This is a genomic window from Spirulina sp. CCNP1310 (assembly GCF_034932185.1).
In the GTDB taxonomy this organism is placed as follows: Bacteria; Cyanobacteriota; Cyanobacteriia; order Cyanobacteriales; family Spirulinaceae; genus Spirulina.
Genome location: NZ_JAYGHW010000065.1, coordinates 14268 through 34365, shown reverse-complemented (window position 1 = coordinate 34365; position 20098 = coordinate 14268). Strand labels below are relative to the sequence as shown.

17 protein-coding genes and 2 pseudogenes are annotated in these 20098 nt (G+C 53.9%); 9 read left to right on the top strand and 10 right to left on the bottom strand.

Features of this window, described 5'->3' with window-relative positions; translation table 11 throughout:
* The first annotated feature begins 34 nt into the window (after positions 1-34).
* The 4 genes and pseudogenes from VB712_RS11010 to cobJ all read left to right on the top strand — a co-directional run bounded on the left by VB712_RS11010 (position 35) and on the right by cobJ (position 5971).
* Positions 35-1849, top strand: a complete 1815-nt coding sequence (locus tag VB712_RS11010; protein ID WP_323254611.1) for a putative bifunctional diguanylate cyclase/phosphodiesterase — start codon at positions 35-37, stop codon at positions 1847-1849.
* Between the two features lie 311 nt (positions 1850-2160).
* A pseudogene (locus VB712_RS20475) lies at positions 2161-2461 on the top strand (hypothetical protein); the annotation flags it as partial.
* A 151-nt stretch (positions 2462-2612) separates the two neighbouring features.
* The gene (locus VB712_RS11005) at positions 2613-4112 is read left to right on the top strand and encodes a peptidylprolyl isomerase (protein WP_323254610.1); all 1500 of its coding nucleotides are present in this window, start codon (positions 2613-2615) and stop codon (positions 4110-4112) included.
* A gap of 41 nt (positions 4113-4153) precedes the next feature.
* The gene (gene cobJ / locus VB712_RS11000; RefSeq protein WP_323254609.1) at positions 4154-5971 is read left to right on the top strand and encodes a precorrin-3B C(17)-methyltransferase; all 1818 of its coding nucleotides are present in this window, start codon (positions 4154-4156) and stop codon (positions 5969-5971) included.
* 119 nt (positions 5972-6090) lie between these two features.
* Here cobJ and VB712_RS10995 read toward each other — a convergent pair whose 3' ends face one another.
* A complete protein-coding gene (locus VB712_RS10995) occupies positions 6091-7080 on the bottom strand; it encodes an NF038130 family PEP-CTERM protein (protein ID WP_323254608.1) in 990 nt (329 codons plus the stop codon).
* Positions 7081-7561: 481 nt separating this feature from the next.
* Between VB712_RS10995 and VB712_RS10990 the strand changes: the two genes are divergently transcribed.
* The 3 genes and pseudogenes from VB712_RS10990 (at position 7562) to VB712_RS10980 (ending at position 9715) form a co-directional block, all read left to right on the top strand.
* Entirely contained in the window at positions 7562-7885 is a 324-nt protein-coding gene (locus VB712_RS10990; protein ID WP_323254607.1) for a DUF760 domain-containing protein, read from the top strand.
* Positions 7886-7957: 72 nt separating this feature from the next.
* Positions 7958-8344 (top strand): annotated as a pseudogene (locus VB712_RS10985) (hypothetical protein); the annotation flags it as partial.
* Between the two features lie 156 nt (positions 8345-8500).
* Complete coding sequence (locus VB712_RS10980) at positions 8501-9715, top strand: transposase (RefSeq protein ID WP_323254605.1); 1215 nt, start codon at positions 8501-8503, stop codon at positions 9713-9715.
* An 11-nt stretch (positions 9716-9726) separates the two neighbouring features.
* On the opposite strand, the gene VB712_RS10975 is transcribed toward VB712_RS10980, so the two are convergent.
* Positions 9727-10542, bottom strand: coding sequence for a HAMP domain-containing sensor histidine kinase (locus tag VB712_RS10975; protein WP_323254604.1), 816 nt, complete (start codon positions 10540-10542; stop codon positions 9727-9729).
* Between the two features lie 262 nt (positions 10543-10804).
* Complete coding sequence (locus VB712_RS10970) at positions 10805-11392, bottom strand: L-threonylcarbamoyladenylate synthase (protein WP_323254603.1); 588 nt, start codon at positions 11390-11392, stop codon at positions 10805-10807.
* 72 nt (positions 11393-11464) lie between these two features.
* Here VB712_RS10970 and VB712_RS10965 point away from each other — a divergent pair, with 72 nt between their 5' ends.
* Positions 11465-12049, top strand: coding sequence for a hypothetical protein (locus VB712_RS10965; RefSeq protein WP_323254602.1), 585 nt, complete (start codon positions 11465-11467; stop codon positions 12047-12049).
* Here the strand turns inward: VB712_RS10965 and VB712_RS10960 are convergent.
* From VB712_RS10960 to ndhC, 4 genes are all read right to left on the bottom strand, one after another.
* Positions 12036-14222 (bottom strand): ComEC/Rec2 family competence protein, encoded by a 2187-nt coding sequence (locus tag VB712_RS10960; protein WP_323254601.1) that lies wholly within the window; start codon positions 14220-14222, stop codon positions 12036-12038. The two genes, VB712_RS10965 and VB712_RS10960, sit on opposite strands and share 14 nt — an antisense overlap.
* A gap of 154 nt (positions 14223-14376) precedes the next feature.
* Positions 14377-14904: an NAD(P)H-quinone oxidoreductase subunit J gene (locus VB712_RS10955; RefSeq protein ID WP_323254600.1), complete on the bottom strand. Its 528-nt coding sequence runs from the start codon at positions 14902-14904 to the stop codon at positions 14377-14379.
* The gene (locus VB712_RS10950; RefSeq protein WP_323254599.1) at positions 14897-15616 is read right to left on the bottom strand and encodes an NADH dehydrogenase subunit K; all 720 of its coding nucleotides are present in this window, start codon (positions 15614-15616) and stop codon (positions 14897-14899) included. Before VB712_RS10950 ends, VB712_RS10955 begins: the two co-directional genes overlap by 8 nt.
* Positions 15613-15975 (bottom strand): photosynthetic/respiratory NAD(P)H-quinone oxidoreductase subunit C, encoded by a 363-nt coding sequence (ndhC, locus tag VB712_RS10945; protein WP_323254598.1) that lies wholly within the window; start codon positions 15973-15975, stop codon positions 15613-15615. Before ndhC ends, VB712_RS10950 begins: the two co-directional genes overlap by 4 nt.
* Before the next feature lie 224 nt (positions 15976-16199).
* On the opposite strand from ndhC, the gene VB712_RS10940 reads away from it, so the two are divergent.
* Complete coding sequence (locus tag VB712_RS10940) at positions 16200-16628, top strand: photosystem I reaction center subunit II PsaD (protein ID WP_323254597.1); 429 nt, start codon at positions 16200-16202, stop codon at positions 16626-16628.
* A 183-nt stretch (positions 16629-16811) separates the two neighbouring features.
* Here the strand turns inward: VB712_RS10940 and VB712_RS10935 are convergent, their stop codons facing one another.
* The 3 genes from VB712_RS10935 to VB712_RS10925 are packed head-to-tail and all read right to left on the bottom strand — an operon-like array spanning position 16812 to position 20071.
* Positions 16812-17975, bottom strand: coding sequence for a glycosyltransferase family 4 protein (locus VB712_RS10935; RefSeq protein ID WP_323254596.1), 1164 nt, complete (start codon positions 17973-17975; stop codon positions 16812-16814).
* The gene (locus VB712_RS10930; protein WP_323254595.1) at positions 17975-18589 is read right to left on the bottom strand and encodes a TIGR04282 family arsenosugar biosynthesis glycosyltransferase; all 615 of its coding nucleotides are present in this window, start codon (positions 18587-18589) and stop codon (positions 17975-17977) included. The genes VB712_RS10935 and VB712_RS10930 overlap by 1 nt, the downstream gene beginning before the upstream one ends.
* Positions 18590-18592: 3 nt before the next feature.
* Positions 18593-20071 (bottom strand): PAS domain-containing sensor histidine kinase, encoded by a 1479-nt coding sequence (locus VB712_RS10925; protein WP_323254594.1) that lies wholly within the window; start codon positions 20069-20071, stop codon positions 18593-18595.
* Between the last annotated feature and the right edge of the window lie 27 nt (positions 20072-20098).

The window sequence follows — 20098 nt, the reverse complement described above, 5'->3', positions numbered from 1 at the left end:
ACGAATGGAGATAGAAACATCGGCCCTAATTTTTGTGATTGAAGAGAACCTCAACAATCTCAAGATTCTCTTCAATGTGTTGCGAGATGAGGGTTATCGGGTTTTGGTGGCCACCGATGGCGTGACGGCTTTGGAGAAACTGGATCAAGTTGTCCCTGATTTGATTTTGTTGGATCTAATGTTGCCGGGGCGGGATGGGTTTGAAGTCTGTGGGGAATTGAAACAAAATGTCCGCACTGCCGATGTGCCGGTGATTTTTCTGACGGGGGTGACGGCGATCGCCACCAAACAGCGGGGCCTCGCCCTCGGAGCCGTGGACTACATCACCAAACCCTATCAAGCCGATGAAGTCCTCAGCCGCGTGCAACTCCATCTCAAGCTCCAATCCCTCCAACTCACCCTCCAGGCCCAAAACCAAAAACTGAGCCAGGAAATTACCGCCCGCCGCATCATCGAAGGGGAATTGCAAAAACTCAACAGCACCCTGGAATGTCGGGTACAGGAGCGCACCGAAGCCCTGTTTCAAGCCCTCCAACGCCTCAAGGAGCAGGATGAACAACTGCGCCATAAAGCCTATCACGACCTGCTCACGGGCCTTTACAATCGCAGTTGGCTGATTCAACACCTTACCGAGAGCCTTTACACCGGCCAACAAAAAACCACCTTTTTTCTGGATTTGGATCGGTTTAAAAGCATTAACGATCGCTTTGGCCATCTCAGCGGCGATCTGCTCCTCCAACAGGTGGCCCACCGCTTGCAAACCTTTCTCGGTAGAAATGGTGTGGTGGGGCGTTTGGGGGGCGATGAATTTTTAGTGATTACCCCCCTCCAAGGCCAGGAGGGAGAGGCGATCGCCAAACAACTGATCGAACAACTCCGCTTTCCCTTCCAACTCAATCACTACACCGTCCAAATTGGGGCCTGTGTGGGCATTGTCCCCACCACCGCCCCCTACCACAACGTCACCGAAATTCTCCGAGATGCCGACATTGCCCTCTACCAAGCCAAACGCATCGGCAGCAATACCATCGTCGTCCTCACGCCCCAAATGCAACAGCAGGCCCTAGAACGCATCACCCTCGAAGGGGATCTACGGCGGGGCATTGAACAGGATGAATTTTTCCTGCAATACCAGCCCATTGTCGCCCTCAAAACGCGCCAACTCGTCGGTTTTGAAGCCCTGATCCGTTGGAATCATCCCCACCAGGGTTGTATCCCCCCCGCCCAATTTATCCCCCTGGCGGAAGAAACCGGACTCATTCAACAATTAGACGCTTGGGTACTCAAGGCCGTTGCCCATCAATGGCACAGTTGGCAACACCAAGGCATCGACCTCGACCAGATCACGATTAACGTCAACCTCGCCGCCATCCACTTTCAACAACGGGACTTTTTCAAACAACTAGAAATCCTCCTCCTCCAACTCAATCTCCCCCCCAGTGCCATTAAGCTGGAAATCACGGAAAGTCTCTTTTTGGAGTCTTCCGCCCTCACCCTCTACACCCTCGAACAACTGACCCGCAAAGGCTTTAAACTCTGCATTGATGATTTTGGCACAGGCTATTCTTCCCTGAGTCGTCTCCACACATTCCCGATGCAGGGGTTAAAAATTGACCGCTCTTTTGTGAGTGCCATGAGTGAAGATTCCAGTGTGATTGTGCAAACGATTATCGCCCTCGCTCACCATCTCGGTTTGGATGTGGTGGCGGAGGGGATTGAATGCGCCCAACAGGCGGAGCAGTTACAGAATTTAGGCTGTGATTTGGGGCAGGGTTTTTGGTTTGCCCGGCCCCTGGGAATTCCCCAAGCCACCCAATTACTCCACGAAGCGGTGTTAATTTGCGGTTGAAGACTTCCCATGATTGCTTGTTGGTCTGTGATGGCGATCGCCTCCTCCGAAAGTTCCCCCTCTGCTCAACCTGGATTAAGCTAGATCTAAACATAATCGCTCTGAGAGAAAAGTATGACGATTCAGGATGTTTTAGCTGCGGCCAGCCAATTATCCGAGGCAGAACGTTTGCAAGTCGCAATCCGTTTACGAAAATAGTGCGGGAGTCTGAAAGCCCCGTCAATTTATTGCGGGGATGAAAGACGACACGAGCGACTTTAGTCGCCGTTTTGGGCCAGTCATGTTATGCTAATTACATTGTATTTCAAACGTCTAGGAACTATAACAAGGCTAAAAACCGACAGGCCTGGAAGCATTTAAGGGTAAGCAGGCAGCGTAATGAGTAGGCGGATTGCCTACTGCGTCGTCCAATCTAACGATTTGGTCGCCTGCGAAGACTTGAATGTGGAGGGGTTGGTCTGTGATCGGCATCTGGCCAAGTCAGTAGTGATGCGGGTTTGTATCCTGCGCCTTGGACTAACTACCGTGGGGCAAACGGGAAGTTATACGCTTGGGGAGATTAGACCTCTGGCTGGGTTGGAGCAATCCTGCTCAGTTAAGTCCGGTCAATGAACCAAGAATCCCCGTCGCTTTAGCGCGGGGAGTGTCAATGCTCTAGACCCAGTTTTTTGGCCATGGGGGGCGAATTTTGGGAGGGAAGGGCCTAGAATAGGGTATCAAGATTTAATCCTTGTGCCGTTACCTGCTCCCCAGAGAACCAGCCATGAGCACAGTTCTAAACGCCAATCCGCAAAATTTAGATGCAGAAGCTGTTGTGAACTTGCTGACCTCACCGCAAGTTTTGCCCCATCTGCTCCGAGAACTCACCATTGAGCGGGCGATCGCCCCCATCACCTACACGGATTTAGAGTTTAAGGACTACTGCGACCAATTGGCCCAGCAGCCTCAGTATTTCAACGCGGCACGGGAGCAGATTGAACGGGTTGCACCCCGTCAGCTTAAGTTACAAAAATTTAAAGAGGCGGCTTGGGGGACGCAGGTAGAGGCGGAATTCCTCAACCAACAGGAACGCTACGATCAGGTGCTTTTTTCGCTGATCCAAACCGATAATCTTGAAATTATTCAGGAATTGTATTTTCGGCTCCGGGAATCAGAAGCGGATTTTGCCGAACTGGCCACCCGCTATTCCCAAGGCCCCGAAGCCCGCACCAATGGCCTCGTCGGGCCGTTGGAATTATCCAACCTCCACCCTAAACTGGCCCAAATGCTCCGCATTAGCCAACCGGGCCAGGTTTCCCCCCCGTTTCGGGTCGATCAATGGGTGGTGATTGTGCGGCTGGAGCGATATATTCCGGTGAAATTTAGTGAAGGGTTGCGGCAACGATTAATCCAAGACCGTTTTGAGGCTTGGATGCAGCAGGCGATCGCCCAACAGGCCGATGCCATCCACATCCCCGACCTCCTCAACCTTCCTCCGGCTCCCCCTCATCAGCTTACTGCCACCCCAGAGCCAGCCGAAGGCAATAGTTCCCTCGATGTCCTCGAAGAAGATTCCACAATTATTGAAGATCATCTTCCCCCCTCCGGGTTGCCGGTTCCGCCCATTGTTGATCTGGATCAATCCCCACGCCGTGCGCCTCGGTTTACGGAAGCGGTGTTAATGTCCTTGGTTCCTTTGGCCTTGGGGGGTTGGTCGTTGGCGGCTTTGTTTGGCAATGGTAAGGATGGGACTCCCAATCCTGAAGCTGTTGCACTCACGGATCATGGGGCAGCGGTGGCGGTGGATGAACGGCCAGACCCCCAATTGGCGTTCCATGAAGCGGTGAATCATGCCAATGCAGCGGTGGCGGCCTTGCCCAAAGCCCGCACGGCGGATGATTGGCAGGAGATTGCTGAACATTGGCAGGCGGCAGTGGCGGGGATGCGGGATGTGCCGGTGGATCATCCCCACTATGCCCAAGCTCAGGAGAAGGTGATTGAATATCAGGGCTATGAAGAATATGCCCTTCAGCGTCATCGCGATGTCGATTTAGCGTTTTATGTGGCGGTGCTAGATGCAGAGCGGGCGGTGGATGTGGCCCGGGAGGCGCGGGAGAGCGACAGTTGGGATGATGCGGTGCTGGCTTGGGATCAGGCGGTGGTGTCGATGGAAAAAGTGCCGGAAACGAGCCAGTTCTATAGTTTGGCTCAGGAGAAGGCAATTGAATACCAAATTTATCTGCAATATGTGAAGATGCTGCGGGATGGCAAGATGGCGGGTTAAAATCATGATTCACTAGAAAGATTGTCCATGTTTTTGCTCCTTTGATTAGCCCTTTTTCCTCCCAAACTCTGGCGGCGATCGCCACGACCCCCGCCGCTATTGCCGCACTGTTGCCCCTCTGTCAGGAATACGGGCTGCCTTTATTCGTGCCGCCCGATTGGGCAACGGAGCCGCCTTTGCAATCCTACGGTGAGAACTTAGGGGTTTGCTTGACCCAAATTTGGCAGGATTATGATGGGTTGATTTTTGGTTTGGCTACGGGGGCGGTGGTGCGGTTGATTGCACCGCTCTTAAAGGATAAGGCCACCGATCCGGCGGTGATGGTCGTTGATCCCAGTTCTAAGTCTGTGATTAGCCTCTGTGGGGGCCATCAAGGGGGGGGCGATCGCCTCACGCAAATTCTTGCCAACTATTGGGGCGGTCAGGCGATCCTCACTGGAGCCGCTCAGGGCCAGGATTTGCCGGGGGTGGATATGTGGGGGAAACCCTGGGGATGGCGACGAGGGGCGGGGGATTGGACGGCGGTAAGTGGGGCGATCGCCCGCCATGGTGCGGTGCAAATTCAGCAAAAAACCGGAACAACGCTATGGCAGCAGGGGCTACCGGCCACCCATCCTTTCCAATTTGAACCGCTCCCGAACCCCGATGCTCAGGTGTGGATTGATTACCGGGTTGCGCCCTCTGCCCCTTACCCTACGGTGGCCTGGCATCCCCGTTTGCTTTGGGTGGGGTTAGGCTGTGAGCGGGGGACGAGTTTGGCCTGGGTCGAAGCGGCATTAACACAGGTTTTAACGGCTCAAGGTTTGGCGAGGGAGGCGATCGCCGGCATTGCCACCTTGGATCGCAAAGGCGATGAAATAGCCTTTCTCGAACTTTGCGAACAAGAGAACTATCCTCTCCTAACATTTACCCCAGAAGAATTAGCCCCGATCACCGTACCGACCCCTTCCCCGATTGTCGCCGCTGCCGTGGGAACCCCTAGTGTTGCTGAAGCTGCGGCCCTCAAAGCCAGCGGGGGAGAATTATTAGTCTCGAAACAGGTGTTTACGGATCCCGATGGGGGGGCGGTGACAGTAGCGATCGCCCTTGCCCCCCAGGAATACACGGGCCGCCCTGGTGATCTCGCCCTTGTGGGCATGGGGCCGGGGGCGTTGAGCCAAATGACCCCCGCCGCCCAAATGGCGATCGCCGCCGCCGATGTGGTCATTGGTTACAGCCTTTATCTCGATTTAATCCAATCCCTCCGCCGCCCCGGCCAAATTTGGGAAGCTTTGCCCATTACCCAAGAGGTGCAGCGGGCCGAGCGGGGAGCCACTTTAGCCCGGTGGGGGTTATCCGTCGCGGTGGTGTCATCGGGGGATTGCGGGATCTATGGGATGGCGGGGTTGGTAATGGAAACCCTTGCGGCCCAAGGTTGGGATGGCAAAACCCCCCGGATCACCGTTTTACCCGGTATTACCGCCCTCCAAGCCGCCGCTTCACGGGTGGGCGCTCCCTTAATGCATGATTTTTGCGCCGTCAGTTTGAGCGACCTGCTCACCCCTTGGGATGTGATTGTCCAACGGTTAACCGCTGCGGCCCAGGGGGATTTTGTCACGGCACTGTATAACCCGCGATCGCGCCAACGGCAAACCCAAATCGCCACCGCCCAGGAAATTTTTCTGCAATATCGCAGTCCTGACACCCCCGTCGCCCTAGTGCAATCCGCCTATCGCCCCGAAGAAGCGATCGCCCTCACCACCTTGGGGGAAATGCTCACCCAACCCATCGATATGCTCACCACCGTTTTAATCGGCAACAGCAACACCCGCCGTTATGAAGATTGGCTGATCACCCCTAGGGGTTATCAATTGCCATGAAAAACCCCTCTGGAGAGAGGGGCAACGGGGTTGAAGAGAGATTGAGTTCTGGAGTCAACCGCTGAGGCGTGGGGGCGAAATATTTTTATTTTTCGCCCCTACGGCTATCAATTGCACGGCTAGCGAGCTTGTTTTTGTTTGCGTTTAGCAGCGGAGAAGAGACCCCCCACAACGGCAGTGGCGAGGAGGAATGTGGGTTCAGGGACACCGCTACTCTCCTGAGTTCCCGGTTTTGTCCAGGTATAAACGCCGCTGTAGGATTCGCCATCATCTAAAGCGGTGATTCCCGAAGCAACCGCACTGAAGCTATAGGCATATTCCCGGCCTTGGAATTCCCCATCTTTATAGATATCCACCCGCGCCACTTCGCTGGCTTGGAGGGCTTCTTGTAAGCTGTTGACCGTGGCCAAGAGGGCGGTTAAACCTTCAATAGCAAAGGGAGATGCAGCAATTTGCGCATTGAGGGCGGTGGTGGTGATGCCCATTTTGGCTGCTGCTGCTGCTTTTTGGGTATTGGTAGCGGTGGCTAGTTTAGCCAGGGTTTGAGACTGGGCTAATTTTTCCCCGGCGCGGGTTTGCAGTACACCCCGGAGGTCATAGAAGCCGACCGTGCTTATGGTCATACCGCCACTGTTATCCATGGCAAACTGGGCAATGTTGGGATCACCGAGGCCTGCATGTTTGAATGTTTCTTCAAAAACCGTTTGGGCGGGGCTGCTGAGACTGTTCCAACTGGTTTGGAAACTGTCATAGCGGGTAAACAGGTCGTTCATCCATTGTGTGCCATATTCCTGCCAGTCGGCGGTGGTGACGCTGGTGACTCTGGCGGTGTAGTTGCCCACGGTGGCGTTAAAGCCGACGTTCTCGGTGACATTTTCGCCAGAGTAGTATAATTCTACGTTGGTGCTAAAATCCCCATCGGTGAGAGCCTGGATCGCGGCGGCTTGACCATACTGGTAGAGCGCGTCGGGATCGGGGTTGTGGGTGTAGGTTCGATAGTTAGTTTCGGCATCGTCGAAGTCGAGGGTTAACGACCAAGCCGGTTGGGTGGCGATCGCCCCCAAACTGGCAACTAACGATAAACCGAGCAGTAAGCGTTGTGTAAGCATAGCGGAAATCCTCCCCAAGTCAACTCGCGATTAAAATTGAAAAATGTGCTTTGGGGATGTTAGACCCCGGCAGCTTCAGAAACATCATCTCCTACCTTCTATTAAACTCAACTTTCAGCAAATGTAGGTAAAGTCTTGATGAATTTGGCGGAAAATTTTATCAAGTTTGGGTAAAGGCGCAAAACCGAGGGCAAAGCAAGACAGGATAAGGTTTTTACCTTGTCGGGAGAATTAAGCTTTGCGGTATACACTGAAGGCCAATCTACGTATTTTCACTGAATCATTGAATTTATTCGCGATTTATCAAGGGTTTGCACTGGGTATTTACATAGACAGCGATCACTCTGGGGGTCTCCCTTGTTGGGGGATAGTATAATTACTGATATTATCCCCTCATGGCATTTCGCCTTGAGCCGGCCACAATGAGCAACATGGTTTAGAGTAGAGAAAAGCGAGTCCCCTCATTTTTACCAAAAACCTGATGGTATTAGACCCAAACCTCTTTAACTTCAACACGGAAGAAGCCGACATGAACCTGCTTTTGCGGTATCTGAAGCAGCAACATCCCGAAGTTCTAGAGCAGGTAGCGCAGTCGGCAACCCCGGAAGTCAGGCAGATTATTACCCACAATGTCCAGGGCTTGGTGGGCCTGCTGCCCACAGAAGATTTTAACGTCCAAATCATCACAGATCGGGAAAATATGGCCAATTTGCTGGCCTCGGCGATGATGACGGGCTATTTTTTGCGACGGATGGAGCAACGCATGGAGTTAGATGCGTCCCTCGATAATACAAGCTCACTATAGGGAGGGTGGATGATGATCCAGGGGTTCCGTCGAGGGGCGATGGCTGCGCTAACCCATATCGCTGCTCTCATAATGCTGGTGGTGGTGATGGGTTGGTTGGCTCCGGGGGCGATCGCCCTCACCAGCGTGCAAATTTCTGATCTCGATTACCATGAATGCCCCGCCAATTTGGCAGAGGGGGCGGTAACGAGTATGGGCATTCAAGAGGCCCACTGTTTCCTCGTGACGGGGAAGGCAACGAATCCCACGAGTAAATATGTGATTGATGCGGATGTGTTTGGGCGGATTTACGATGCCAATGGCAATCCGGTGCTCCAAAACCGCACCCGGATCGGCTCGATTCCGGAAATTCCCCCGGGCGAGAGTGATTTTCAAATTCGGATCATGGTGGCGGCAAACCAACCCACACCGCTGCAACTGAAGCAGTTTAAAGCGTCTGGCTTTACCGCTAAGGTGCGCCCCTTCTACTACGCCGAAGACGATCAACTCAATAATTACGAAAATAGTGCGGGAGTCTTAGAGCAACGTCGCTGTCTTCGCGGGGATGAAAGACGACAGGGCGACTTGAGTCGCCGTCCTTGCAGGGCGGCTTATATTGTGTGCTAGGATATAGCCATGATTGTACTAGAGTTTAAAGCCTACGGAAAGCCCCAGCAATTCAGCGCCATAGACGAGGCGGTGAGAACAGTCCAGTTTATCCGAAACAAAGCCATCCGTTATTGGATGGACAACCGGGGAACTGGACAGAACGATCTGCAAAAACTATGCGCTCAACTGGCTCAGGAATTCCCTTTTGCCGCTGAACTCAACAGCATGGCTCGCCAAGCATCCGCAGAAAGAGCCTGGAGTGCAATCTCGCGATTCTACGAAAACTGCAAGAAGGGTATCCCCGGAAAAAAGGGATTTCCCTCCTTCAAGAAAAATAACCGCTCAGTGGAGTACAAAACCTCTGGGTGGAAGTTAGATGAGAATCGCAAGGTCATCACCTTCACCGACAAGAAGGGCATTGGTAGACTAAAGCTCAAAGGCACTCGCGATCTGCATTTCTATCCCATAGAACAGATTAAGCGAGTTCGCCTCATCAAAAGAGCCGATGGCTACTATGCCCAGTTCTGTATTCGTGCAGAACGGACTGAATTCGTTGAACCCTCTGGTCGAGCCATCGGCTTGGACGTTGGACTTAAAGAGTTCTACACCGATAGCAACGGTGAAACAGTGGGAAACCCTCGACATCTCAGGAAAAGTGAGTCACGACTCAAGCAGTCGCAGCGCACTGTTTCCAGAAGGAAGAAAGGGGGTCAGAATCGAGCAAAGGCAAGGGTGGTTCTAGGTAAGCGCCATCTCAAAATAAGTAGGCAGCGTCAAGATTTTGCTGTGAAGTTGGCAAGATGCGTAATCCGGTCTAACGACTTGGTGGCTTACGAAGATTTGAGAATCAGGAATATGGTGCGCAATCACAGCCTTGCCAAATCGATTAGCGATGCTTCTTGGTATCAGTTCCGGGTGTGGTTGGAATATTTTGGCAAGGTGTTCGGCAAGCTCACTATTGCTGTTCCACCCCACAGGACAAGCCAGGAATGCTCTCGCTGCGGTGCCATTGTCCAGAAGACTTTATCCACTCGGACTCATGTTTGTCGATGTGGATGTGTGATGGACAGGGATCATAATGCAGCGAGAAACATCCTCAGTCGGGGATTGAGTACGGTAGGGCATACCGGAACTTTTGCGCGAGACGCAAGCAACGCTTCAGGAGAATCGACCTCTACTTTGGCTGGAGTCATCCTGTCTGAGCAAGTTGGCTCGTTGAGTGAAGAATCCCCGTCGCTTTAGCGCGGGGAGTGTCAACCCAGAGTTTCAAAGTCCAAGTCAATCAGGGGTTCAGCCCGCAGCATCTGACACCGTATCTGTGTAAAGGCATCGCCTTGGGCAGGGGTAGCGCAGAGGGTTAAACTGCCTCCCATGTGGTGAATCAGCTTTGTGCTCAGGGTCAAGGCCATGGCGGGGGAAGGGAGGGGCGGGGGAGCATCTTGGGGTTGATCCGGTTGTACCAAGATCCAGGGTTCTTCCTGATCCCCAAGCTCCCAAATCGTCTGCCCTGAGGTAATCGTGATCAACAGGCTGACAGTTTCGGGTTCGGGTTCGACGGTGATCGTGATTTCGCCTTCTTTGATGGTGGCGATCGCCGTATTGACCAAACTGGCCAAAGCCTGAATAAATTTCTTTTCATCCGCCATCACATAGCAGTCCGGTTCTGGCTCCGTGAGGGTTAAACCATAGCCGCGATTGAGGGCGACGAGGTGGGTCAAGCGATGGATGCCCGCCAAAGCCGTCTGGAGCGAAAGGGGATGGGTATGGACTTGGTTCGTACCGTAGTCCAGTTTAGCGATATAGAGGATTTCATCCAGCAGTTTAAGCAGTTGTTGGGCAGACTCATGGGCCTGACGAACGAAGTCCCGCTCTTCTTCGGGGCTTTCGCACAGGTCAGAGAGGATCAGTTGATGGAGGCCCATCATGCTGCTAATCGGGGCCCGTAGTTCATGGGAGGTGCGAGCCAGGAAACCGCCTTTGAGTTGATTGAGTTGGCTGGCCTGTTCATAGGCTAGGGTCATCTGGGACAAAGCTATTTGTAATTGAGCCAAATCCTGCTGTTCATCCATACCACTTTGTGTTATCTACCTAGATTGATGCTACCTTGCGGCAGGATCGGCGAACGGGCCTGTATGCATTTTGCAACAGTTGGGGGTAGATCGGGGATTTTGGGCCGGGATTCGGCAGAACCGCTCTTGCTACACAATCCGACTTTAATCCCCCCCCGAAATCGCGAAAACTGAGCCGATCGCCGTCAGAGCGGCCGGGGTTCGGCAAACTCATCCCGACAAATCTTGGGTTTGGCCTGACCGGATTGCGGATTCAATCGGGTCAGGCTGGCAAAAAGATGCTGCCTTGCCGGAGGATCTGCCAACCCACCCCTGTCCATTGGGCAACGGTTGAGGGTTGACCCGTTCCCCAGGCTTGATCGGGGGGAAAATCCAGCGCTGAGGGTACGGCCACAGTAGGAAAGGTGGCTTGAATGTCCCCAAAACGGGTTAAAGGGGGTTGACCAGAGCGGTTGGCGCTGGTGGTGGCGAGGGGTTGACTTTGGCGCAATAGCTCAAGGGCAAAGGCCTGATCCGGAATGCGGATGCCAATAGTACCGGGTTTTTGGGGGTTCAGGGTGGCGGGAACTTGGTCGGTGGCGGGGAGAACCAGGGTAAGGGGGCCGGGCCAATATTGCTGGGCGATCGCCTCCCACTGTTGCCGTTCTGCTGCCGTCCCCGCTACATAGGGGGCAAAATCCTCCCAAGCGGCCCCGAGTAAAATCAAGGGTTTATCGGGTTGTCGCTGTTTAAGGTGAAAAATTTGCTCACCCTGGGCAGGTAACGTTGCTAGGGCGGGAACGGTATCGGTGGGGAAGCTGATCACGCCACCGTCAGCTAAGGTTTGCAAGAGGTTAGTAATCGAGGCCATCGTGAGTCTCCTAACAGTTCCTAACGCTGACTCTAAACGTTGCTGGTCAAGGGAGGCAAGGTTGATGGCCCTTTGACTTTATCTGCAATGGGGGCGATCGCCCCCGTTCAATCCAAGCGCTACGCACCCATCACCCTGAGGGGAGGAGCGAATCAAGACAATTCCCAAACAGGCATAGGCATCCGGAACCGCGATCGCCCCCATGACATCATAAAGGTAGAGCGAGTTCGGAACCCCACCATGCTAAAAACCCTATTTCCCGCCATTTTCACCGCCACCGCCCTGCTCGCCACCGTGATGAGCAACGCCACCGCCCAACAGGCGGCCTGTGGCCCTAGCAGTACCGTCACATCCACCCCGACGCAATGCGTTGGTACGGCCCACAGTCAAGCCCTCAGTTGTAACGCTATTCCCCCTAACCCCAGCCACCGGATGCGGATTGCCAGCCCGATGGCGGTGGAAATTCAGGCGACAGGCAACGGGAGCCAACCGACATTGATGATTAATGGCCCCGATGGTTGTTTCTATGCCATGGCCACCCGCAGCGGCGGTACAGCGAAAATTCCTGGCCTGTGGTCAGCGGGAGAGCATACCATTTATGTGGGGGATGCCAATGGAGCATCCAGTCCTTATCAATTGGTCATTACTCCAGAGTAGGATTTAAGTCTTCACCGAGGTTTAAGCCTTGGTGGGCGTTCCATTGCACCATTCCCCCATCCCCGAGCCAGTGGAGTTGGGTGTGGGGAAAATTTTGGGGATGAATTTCCGGGAATGCTTCCGGTTCTTGACGGTTAGTAATGACCACCACCGGAGCCGGGATTGCGGATAAGAGGTCTGGGGTGAGGGCAGATTCAGCGATGATCGCCACATCGGGAATGGTTGTAAATGCCGGTAATGTGGCCACAGGGGCGAGAATCAGCAGCCAATTTTGCCGGGGTTGATGGAGCCAGAGGACAGAATTTTCGGGATTGAGGGGGTGGAGCGTGGTGGCCCCGATGGTGATGGATTGGGAAAGGGGAGGGATGCCCTCGAATTGAGCAGGGGCGGTCGTCCAGAGCGCTTGCAGTTGGCGATTGAGGGCTAAATGGGCCAGATCAAAAGAGCCACCCGTCAGCACGACCCCATCGAGGCGATTAATCCCCCGTTGATGTAAAAAGGGCGTGATTTGATAATCAATCACATCGCGATCCGCGCTAGCGTACCCATCGCCTCCCCCAATTAACCCCACCTTGCCCCGATCCTCCACAATCACCACCGGCTGGGGGGCTGTTGGCAACAGCGTAAAAGCGACCCGCGTCGTCCCCTGTACCCAGAGGGGAATGAATAAGATCCCTAAGCCAGCAAGAATTAACAATAAATGCCGTCGCCAGGGCCAGGGCCGCCAACAGAGGGCCAACCCCACCCCATAAACGAGGGCAATTTGTAGCGGATGGATCGCCCCCACGGCCCGTAAACTCCCCGGTAGATGGTAGAACCATTCAACGATGATAAAGAGGAGTGTGACGGGCCAGGTGAGGGCGAGGGCAATGAGCGCTCCTAAACTGGGGGAAAAGAGGGCGGCGATCGCCACCCCAAACCCCCCCGTACTAATCACCGTAATCAAAGGCGTGGTGACAATACTCACCACGACGTTATAGAGCGATAGCGTTTTGAAATGATAAACCAACAGGGGCAGCGTCCACACCATCGCCGCAATGGGAACCGCAATCACCGTCGCTAAGTAACTGGGCAAAAACGTCAACCGCGCCATCACCCAAGGCGTAGCGGTAATCAGCCCCACAGTGGCCATAAAACTGAGTTGAAACCCCACATCCGCGAGCCAGCGGGGATTAAACAGCAATAATACGGTGGCGGTGACGAGGATCAGACCGAGCGATCGCACCCGCCGCTTCCACACCAACGTACTCAACGCCACCACCCCCATCACCGCCGCCCGCACCACCGCCGCCTGTAGCCCCGTTAACCCCACATACACCGCCAACGTCGTCACGCCCACCGCCATCTGCACCCGAGGGGGCAAAAATCGCGTCACTGCCGATACTACCCCTAGCAACGTCGTCACATGAAACCCCGAAGCTGCTAGGGTATGGGCTAACCCCACCTGGATAAATTGGGTTTGGACATCAATGGCTAAATCCACCGCTTTACGCCCTAACACCATCCCCGCCACCAATACCCCCTTGGGACTGCCTAACCCGTCCACAAAGGCCCGCACAATCCGCTCCCGCGCCTGCCACAATCCCCCCGGTCGCTCCGTCGGTTCCGCCGCCAACTCGCCACTAAAACCGGCAAAAATCCCCTGCCGTGCTAAAAATTCCCGAAAATCAAAGCCCCCCGGTGTGCTGGCCCGAGGGGGATCATAGAGGCGGCCTTGTAATTGCACCCGTTGCCCCGGCACTAGGCCCGTCCCGTGGAGGAGGGGAAGAGTCGCGTAAACTTTGCCGCGAATTTGAGCATTATTGTTGAGTTGTTCGACCCCAAGGATAAGGCGCGTGCGCTGTTTACGGGTGAGGCGAGGGGGTTCGAGAATTTGGCCCGCGAGGATCACCTCTTCCCCTGCCATGCGGGGGAGGGTATGGCTAATATCTTGGGGGCCGGGTTGGGGTTGGAGGAGATGGGTATAGAGGAGGGCGATCGCCCCCACCAGTCCCGCCGCTAACCAAACGCGCCCATGGGGGCCGGCCCGCCACCGTTGGGGCATTTGCCAGGCCAACAGTCCCCCAGCGGTGAGCAAGCCCAAAGCTCCCACCCCCAGGACAGCACCCATATTCCCCGCCAATACTCCCAACACATAGGCGCTCAACAGCACCGCCCAAGCCCATCGACTCATGGCTATTCCTCCCCCACAAATCCCATCGTTCCCTGTTAACTCGTGCCATGGCTCTGCCATGGCGCGGGCGTTGGGCGGCTCTGCCGCCGGTTATGGAGGCGGAGCCTCCGGGGGACGTTACTGGGCAGAGCCAAGTAACGAGGAGAGGGGGGAGCTAATAGGCATCCTGGAGTTCGTAGAAATCCGGGGAAATGTAATCCTTCCGCAGGGGCCAGCCGATCCAATCCTCCGGCATCAGGAGCCGTTTTAAATTGGGATGGCCATCGTAGATGATGCCATACATATCGTAGGTTTCCCGCTCCTGCCAATCCGCCGCCCGCCAGATCCAATAGACCGAGGGAATATGAGGGTTATCACGGGGGACAAACACCTTGACCCGCACCTCTTCAGTGCTGTCGGCATTATCGCGCACCTTCACCAAATGGTAAAAACTGACCAACTCCTTACCGGGGCCTAAATCATAGCCCCCCTGACATTGGAGATAGTTAAACCCATAGGCCCGCAAAGCGGTACAGATGGGCAGCAACACCTGAGCATCAACTTTCAGCAGTTCAACGCCCAGATGATCCCGTTCGAGCAGGTCATGCTCAAAGCCGTTTTCAGTGAGCCAAGTGGAAACGGGGCCGGCGACGAGGGCCGTCGATTCCGTTTCGGGGGTTTGTTCGGGGGTTGCTTCAGCCACGGTTGACTTCCTCCTGGGTGGTTGCACGGGTGGGGGCGATGGGTAGCCCGTAGGCTTCGGTGAGTTGCTGGGCGGGGGTTTGGCGGTCGGGCGATCGCAAATATTCCCCCGTTAAAATCGGCTCCACCACTTTCATATTGTGGGTGGTGCAATAGTATTCATGTTGTTGTTCCTGCACCGTGGCCCGCTCTTGGATCGATTCGTTCGCTACCTTTTTCCGTAGCTTGATAATCGCGTCCATAATCGCCTCCGGCCGGGGAGGACAACCGGGAATATAAACATCCACCGGAATCAACTTATCCACACCCCGCACCGCACTGGGGGAATCAACGCTAAACATCCCGCCGGTAATCGTGCAGGCCCCCATGGCGATCACATATTTGGGATCGGGCATTTGCTCATAGAGGCGCACCAAAGCCGGGGCCATTTTCATCGTGATCGTGCCAGCGGTGATTAAGAGATCCGCTTGGCGGGGGCTGGAGCGGGGTACAAGGCCAAAACGGTCGAAGTCAAAACGAGAGCCGATCATCGCCGCAAACTCAATGAAACAGCAGGCGGTTCCATAGAGGAGGGGCCAAAGACTGGAGAGTCTCGCCCAGTTATAGAGGTCGTCTACAGTGGTGAGGACGACGTTTTCGGATAGATCTTGGGTGACGCTGGGGACAGCGACGGGGTTGAGAATTGTTTCAGGGGAGGATGGGGTAGAACTCATGACCACTCTAAGGCTCCTTTACGCCAGGCATAGACTAGGGCAACGACTAAAATTGCAATAAAAATCAGGGCTTCAATGAAGGCCAGTAGCCCCAATTGACTGAAAGCCACCGCCCAAGGGTAGAGAAAAACCGTTTCTACGTCGAAGACGACGAAGACGAGGGCGAACATATAGTAGCGAATGTTGAATTGAATCCAGGCTCCCCCCACTGGCTCCATGCCACATTCATAGGTGGTGCGCCGCTCTGGGCCGCCGGTACGGGGTCTGAGGATTTTCGATGCCACTAGAGAGAGGATCGGCACAGAACTGGCAATCAGCAGAAAGCCTAAAAAATATTCGTAACCACTGAGGTGAAACACTTGGATTTCCCCATAATGCTGCTCTTAACAGTGGTTTATTATAGGGCCTTCGGTTCAGGGCTGGGGTTGCCGGGGGGAAGCGATCGCCCCTCTGGGGGGCCAAAAAAAGGGGCGATCGCCCCTGAATTTGGGCAAAACTGTAACAGTTCTTGACAAATCTACAGGGGAATTCCACTTGCAGTGATAGCATTCGACTAAACATCACATCCTTTAGAGAGACGTTTATGACAGAGGCACTTTCTGGACAAACTCCGAAGTTTGGTGGCAGCACGGGCGGCCTGTTGACGAAAGCGGAAACTGAAGAGAAGTACGCGATCACTTGGACCAGCGGCAAAGAACAAGTGTTTGAAATGCCCACTGGCGGCGCGGCCATCATGCATGAAGGTGAAAACCTGCTATATTTGGCTCGCAAAGAACAGTGTTTGGCCTTGGGTACGCAACTGCGCACCAAATTCAAGCCGAAAATTGAAGATTTTAAAATCTATCGCGTCTTCCCCAACGGTGAACTGCAATACCTGCACCCCGCCGATGGTGTGTTCCCTGAGAAGGTGAACGAAGGCCGCGAGTTTGCCGGCAAAAAAGACCGCAACATTGGCAGCAATCCCGAACCAATCACGGTGAAGTTTTCCGGCCAAGCCACCTACGAAGTTTAAGCTTTCGACCATTTCCGACGGCTTCAGGGTTGAGCCAGCCGAACCCTGCCGTTAGCAGTTTTTAAAGGAACGTCTCCGGACGTTCCTTTTTTATGGGCAGGGGGAAGGCGAATCGGGTTTGTGGCCGATATTCCGCAGGTAATGGTGCGTCAGTTGCGGCGGAGGGCGAAAAATTTTTCGCCCCTACAGGGTTAATTGACCCTCGATAAAGGCCAGAATCCCCTCGGCCCGCCGTTGCCAACGGTAGTTTTGGACATCCTCGGCTGCTTGGATGGCCATGGCTTGACCGTGATCAGGATTGACTAAGATTTTCTCAATGGCCGCTGCTAAGGCGGTGGGATTATCGGGAGGGATTAAGCAACCATTCTCGCCATCGCGCAACACGGTGGCAATATTGGGCAAATCCGAGGCAATAATCGGCCGTTGTGCTGCCATGTATTCAAACAGTTTTAAGGGGGAGGTGGTGCTGGCTAAAAACCATTGGCTGCTGGTGGGGAGTAACAGCAGATCCGCCGCCCAGAGATAGAGGGGAATTTTCCCTTGGGTTTGATAACCGATGAGATGGAGGTTGGTTAAACCCTGTTGCCGGGCTTGCGATCGCACCCGCTCCACCTCATTGCCCTGTCCACCAACCAGGATAAACTGGCAATCCGGCAGTTGCGCCGCCGCCGCTAAAATCGTCGGGATGCCCTTGTGGTCGTAGAGGCTCCCAGCATAGAGGGCAATAGGTTGATGGGGGGGCAGACTGAGCCGTTGCCTTGCTTCAAGCAGGCTGATGGGGTTTTGAAAAGGCTCTAAATCCACACCACTAGGGGCAATGTAAACCCGGTCTGGCTCTAAGCCCAAAGTTTGATATTGCGATCGCAACTCCGGCGCTAACGTCACAATGCCTAAAAATTGCCGCTGCTGAAACCAAGTTGCCGCCTGGGGCGTGAGGGGTTCATGGAATTCCAACACCACCGACAACCCTGCTGCGAGCAGGGGCTTCACCAAGTAAGGCGTGCGGGTATAAACCACCGTCGGGTTTTGACGACGACAGTAGCCCACCGCCCAGCGGAGATATTTGCGGGGGGAATAGGCCCCTGGTGGAAAGGGGAAAGGCGTGCGCCACGTCAGGGCGGGAATGCGGGTGATTTTAAAGGGGGTGGTGATGCCATACCAATCCTGAAACCGTTGGTTAAAATCCGGCTCTAATCCTAGGAGCGATCGCAGGTTGCCACTGAGAATCAATTCAAAATGATCCACCTGGGTAGTCAAGGCTTGAGCCATTTTCACCGTTTGGATCTCATTGGCCACGGGGGAGGGCATGGTTCCCGCTGAAAGGTAGAGGAGGGAGGATAGGCTCATCATCGATCACCTTGATATTTTTCCCACACCGGCAAATCTTCAGGGTAATCCACATCTGTTAACGTCGGCAGCACCACAAAGGGCATAGCCGCTGTATTGAGAATTTGCCGGGATTGGGCCAAAACTTGATCCGTTCCCCAGGTAATGCTCTGAAATAAATCTGGGTAGGGTTGAGCGAGGCCGATCAGATAATAGCCCCCATCGGTAGCAGGGCCGAAAACAACGGGAGTGGTTGCCAATTGGTCAAAGGCGGCTGCTAATAGCGCCGGGGTGAGGTCGGGGCAGTCAATGCCAATCATTACCGTTCGGCTGGCCCCAAGGCTAAAACTGTGGGCAAAGGCCCGGGCCATGCGATCGCCTAAATCTCCCTCCCCTTGGGGCCAATAGTCCCAACTCGCCCCCAACCAGGCCTGCATCTGCGCTAAATCTCCATCGGTAAAGGCGATCGCCCCCCTCACCCGCCGGGATTGCTGTAACCGCGCCACAGTCGCCAAAGTATGTTCCGTCATCTGCTGCTGCAACTGCGCCGCCCCTTCTGGCCCCAACCGGGGAATCAAGCGGGTTTTCGTCTGGCCAGCAATGGGATAGCGACTCATCATAATTAACTGCTCCATTGCTTAACCCCCCACCGGCAACCGCACCGTAAACGTCGTCCCCACATTCAACGCAGTGACAAACTCAATCATTCCCCCCTGTAATTCCACCGCCCGCTTCACAATCGACAACCCCAACCCCGTACCGCTAATTTCCTGCACATTGCGGGAACGATGAAAACTTTCAAACAGGCGGGGCTGATCCTCCTCCGGCACACCAATGCCATAGTCTTGAACTTCAAAAACCAAGGTTTGCTCAACCTCCCCCACCCGAAACTCAACCCGGGGATGTTTGGGAGAATACTTCACCGCATTACTGAGTAAATTCACAAACGTATGGCGCAACAACTTTTCATCAAGATGATATTGATGTGTTAATACTCCATATTCCAGCACAATTTCATGACTTTCGCTGGCCAAAAACTGAAGCTCCTCTACCAAATCTTGACAAAACTGTTTTAAGTTCAACGGTTGGGGATGAAACTCTAGTTTACCCGTATCGGCCTTACCAATGATGAGAATATCTTCCAGTAAATTATTCATTTGAGTTGTGCATTGGCGGATGCGTTGTAGATGACGGAGCCGCTTTTCCGGATGCCAGGTTAGGGAAAGTTCTTCTAGTAATTCTACGGACATTAAAATACTGGAAAGGGGATTTTTGAACTCATGGGAGGTCATGGCAATGAAGCGGGATTTTAAATCATTGAGTTCTTTTTCTTGAGCGAGCGCTGCATTAATTTCTTGTTCAGCACGTTTACGAGCGGTGATATTGCGCCCGATATAAATGACCACCGGCAAATTACTGCCTTGGGATTGGATCATCGCACAGGAAAAAGCAATGGTGAGAATTTCCCCTTGCTTCGTTTGGCAATTGACTTCAATGTCTTGGTGGATGGCGCTTTCTGGCCAATGTTGCGGCTCTAGGATGGCGGGCAATCCATCGGGAAATAGTAAGGCGAGGGGTTGATTTTTGAGTTCACTTTCGCTGTAACCAAAGAGTTCTAGGGTGGCGGGGTTTACGGTTTTAATATTGCCGGAGAGGTTGGTGGTGAGGAGGGCATCCTCCATGGAGGTGATGATTTTGCGGTTATAGTCTTCAGAGCGTTTGAGAGCATTGAGCAATAATTCTGTTTCATTGACCCGTTGCACAAGGGATTGTCTCAAGAGTGCGGTTTCGGTGACATCATCGATGAACAGCATTAAATATTGCTGATCTAGGCGCTCTAGGTTGAGGTCAATATAAACGAGATGATTAGGGTTGTTATGGCCATAATGGGCAATTTCTTTAATCGTAAAATGTGAGGTTTCGCCCTGAAGAACTTGGTGCGCAACGGCTTCGCTTCCCACTAATTCGGGTAAAAAGCGGCGTAGATCAGACCCAACGGTCAGGGATTCTTGGAGAATTGCTTCAATCCCTGGAGAAAACTCCACAATTAAAAAATCACCATCGGCAATGATATATTCCAAATGATGGGGAATTAGCGGTTTAAGAGGAGGATTCATGACCAACTATCCTGCAACAATCAGGTG

Coding starts and splice junctions, on each gene's coding strand:
- VB712_RS10935 (WP_323254596.1), bottom strand. CDS start 17,975: ATGAGCCTATCCTCCCTCCTCTACCTTTCAGCGGGAACCATGCCCTCC.
- VB712_RS10970 (WP_323254603.1), bottom strand. CDS start 11,392: ATGGCCTCGATTACTAACCTCTTGCAAACCTTAGCTGACGGTGGCGTG.
- VB712_RS10990 (WP_323254607.1), top strand. CDS start 7,562: ATGGTATTAGACCCAAACCTCTTTAACTTCAACACGGAAGAAGCCGAC.
- VB712_RS10940 (WP_323254597.1), top strand. CDS start 16,200: ATGACAGAGGCACTTTCTGGACAAACTCCGAAGTTTGGTGGCAGCACG.
- VB712_RS10930 (WP_323254595.1), bottom strand. CDS start 18,589: ATGGAGCAGTTAATTATGATGAGTCGCTATCCCATTGCTGGCCAGACG.
- VB712_RS10925 (WP_323254594.1), bottom strand. CDS start 20,071: ATGAATCCTCCTCTTAAACCGCTAATTCCCCATCATTTGGAATATATC.
- VB712_RS10980 (WP_323254605.1), top strand. CDS start 8,501: ATGATTGTACTAGAGTTTAAAGCCTACGGAAAGCCCCAGCAATTCAGC.
- VB712_RS10975 (WP_323254604.1), bottom strand. CDS start 10,542: ATGGATGAACAGCAGGATTTGGCTCAATTACAAATAGCTTTGTCCCAG.
- VB712_RS10950 (WP_323254599.1), bottom strand. CDS start 15,616: ATGAGTTCTACCCCATCCTCCCCTGAAACAATTCTCAACCCCGTCGCT.
- VB712_RS10995 (WP_323254608.1), bottom strand. CDS start 7,080: ATGCTTACACAACGCTTACTGCTCGGTTTATCGTTAGTTGCCAGTTTG.
- VB712_RS11005 (WP_323254610.1), top strand. CDS start 2,613: ATGAGCACAGTTCTAAACGCCAATCCGCAAAATTTAGATGCAGAAGCT.
- VB712_RS10960 (WP_323254601.1), bottom strand. CDS start 14,222: ATGAGTCGATGGGCTTGGGCGGTGCTGTTGAGCGCCTATGTGTTGGGA.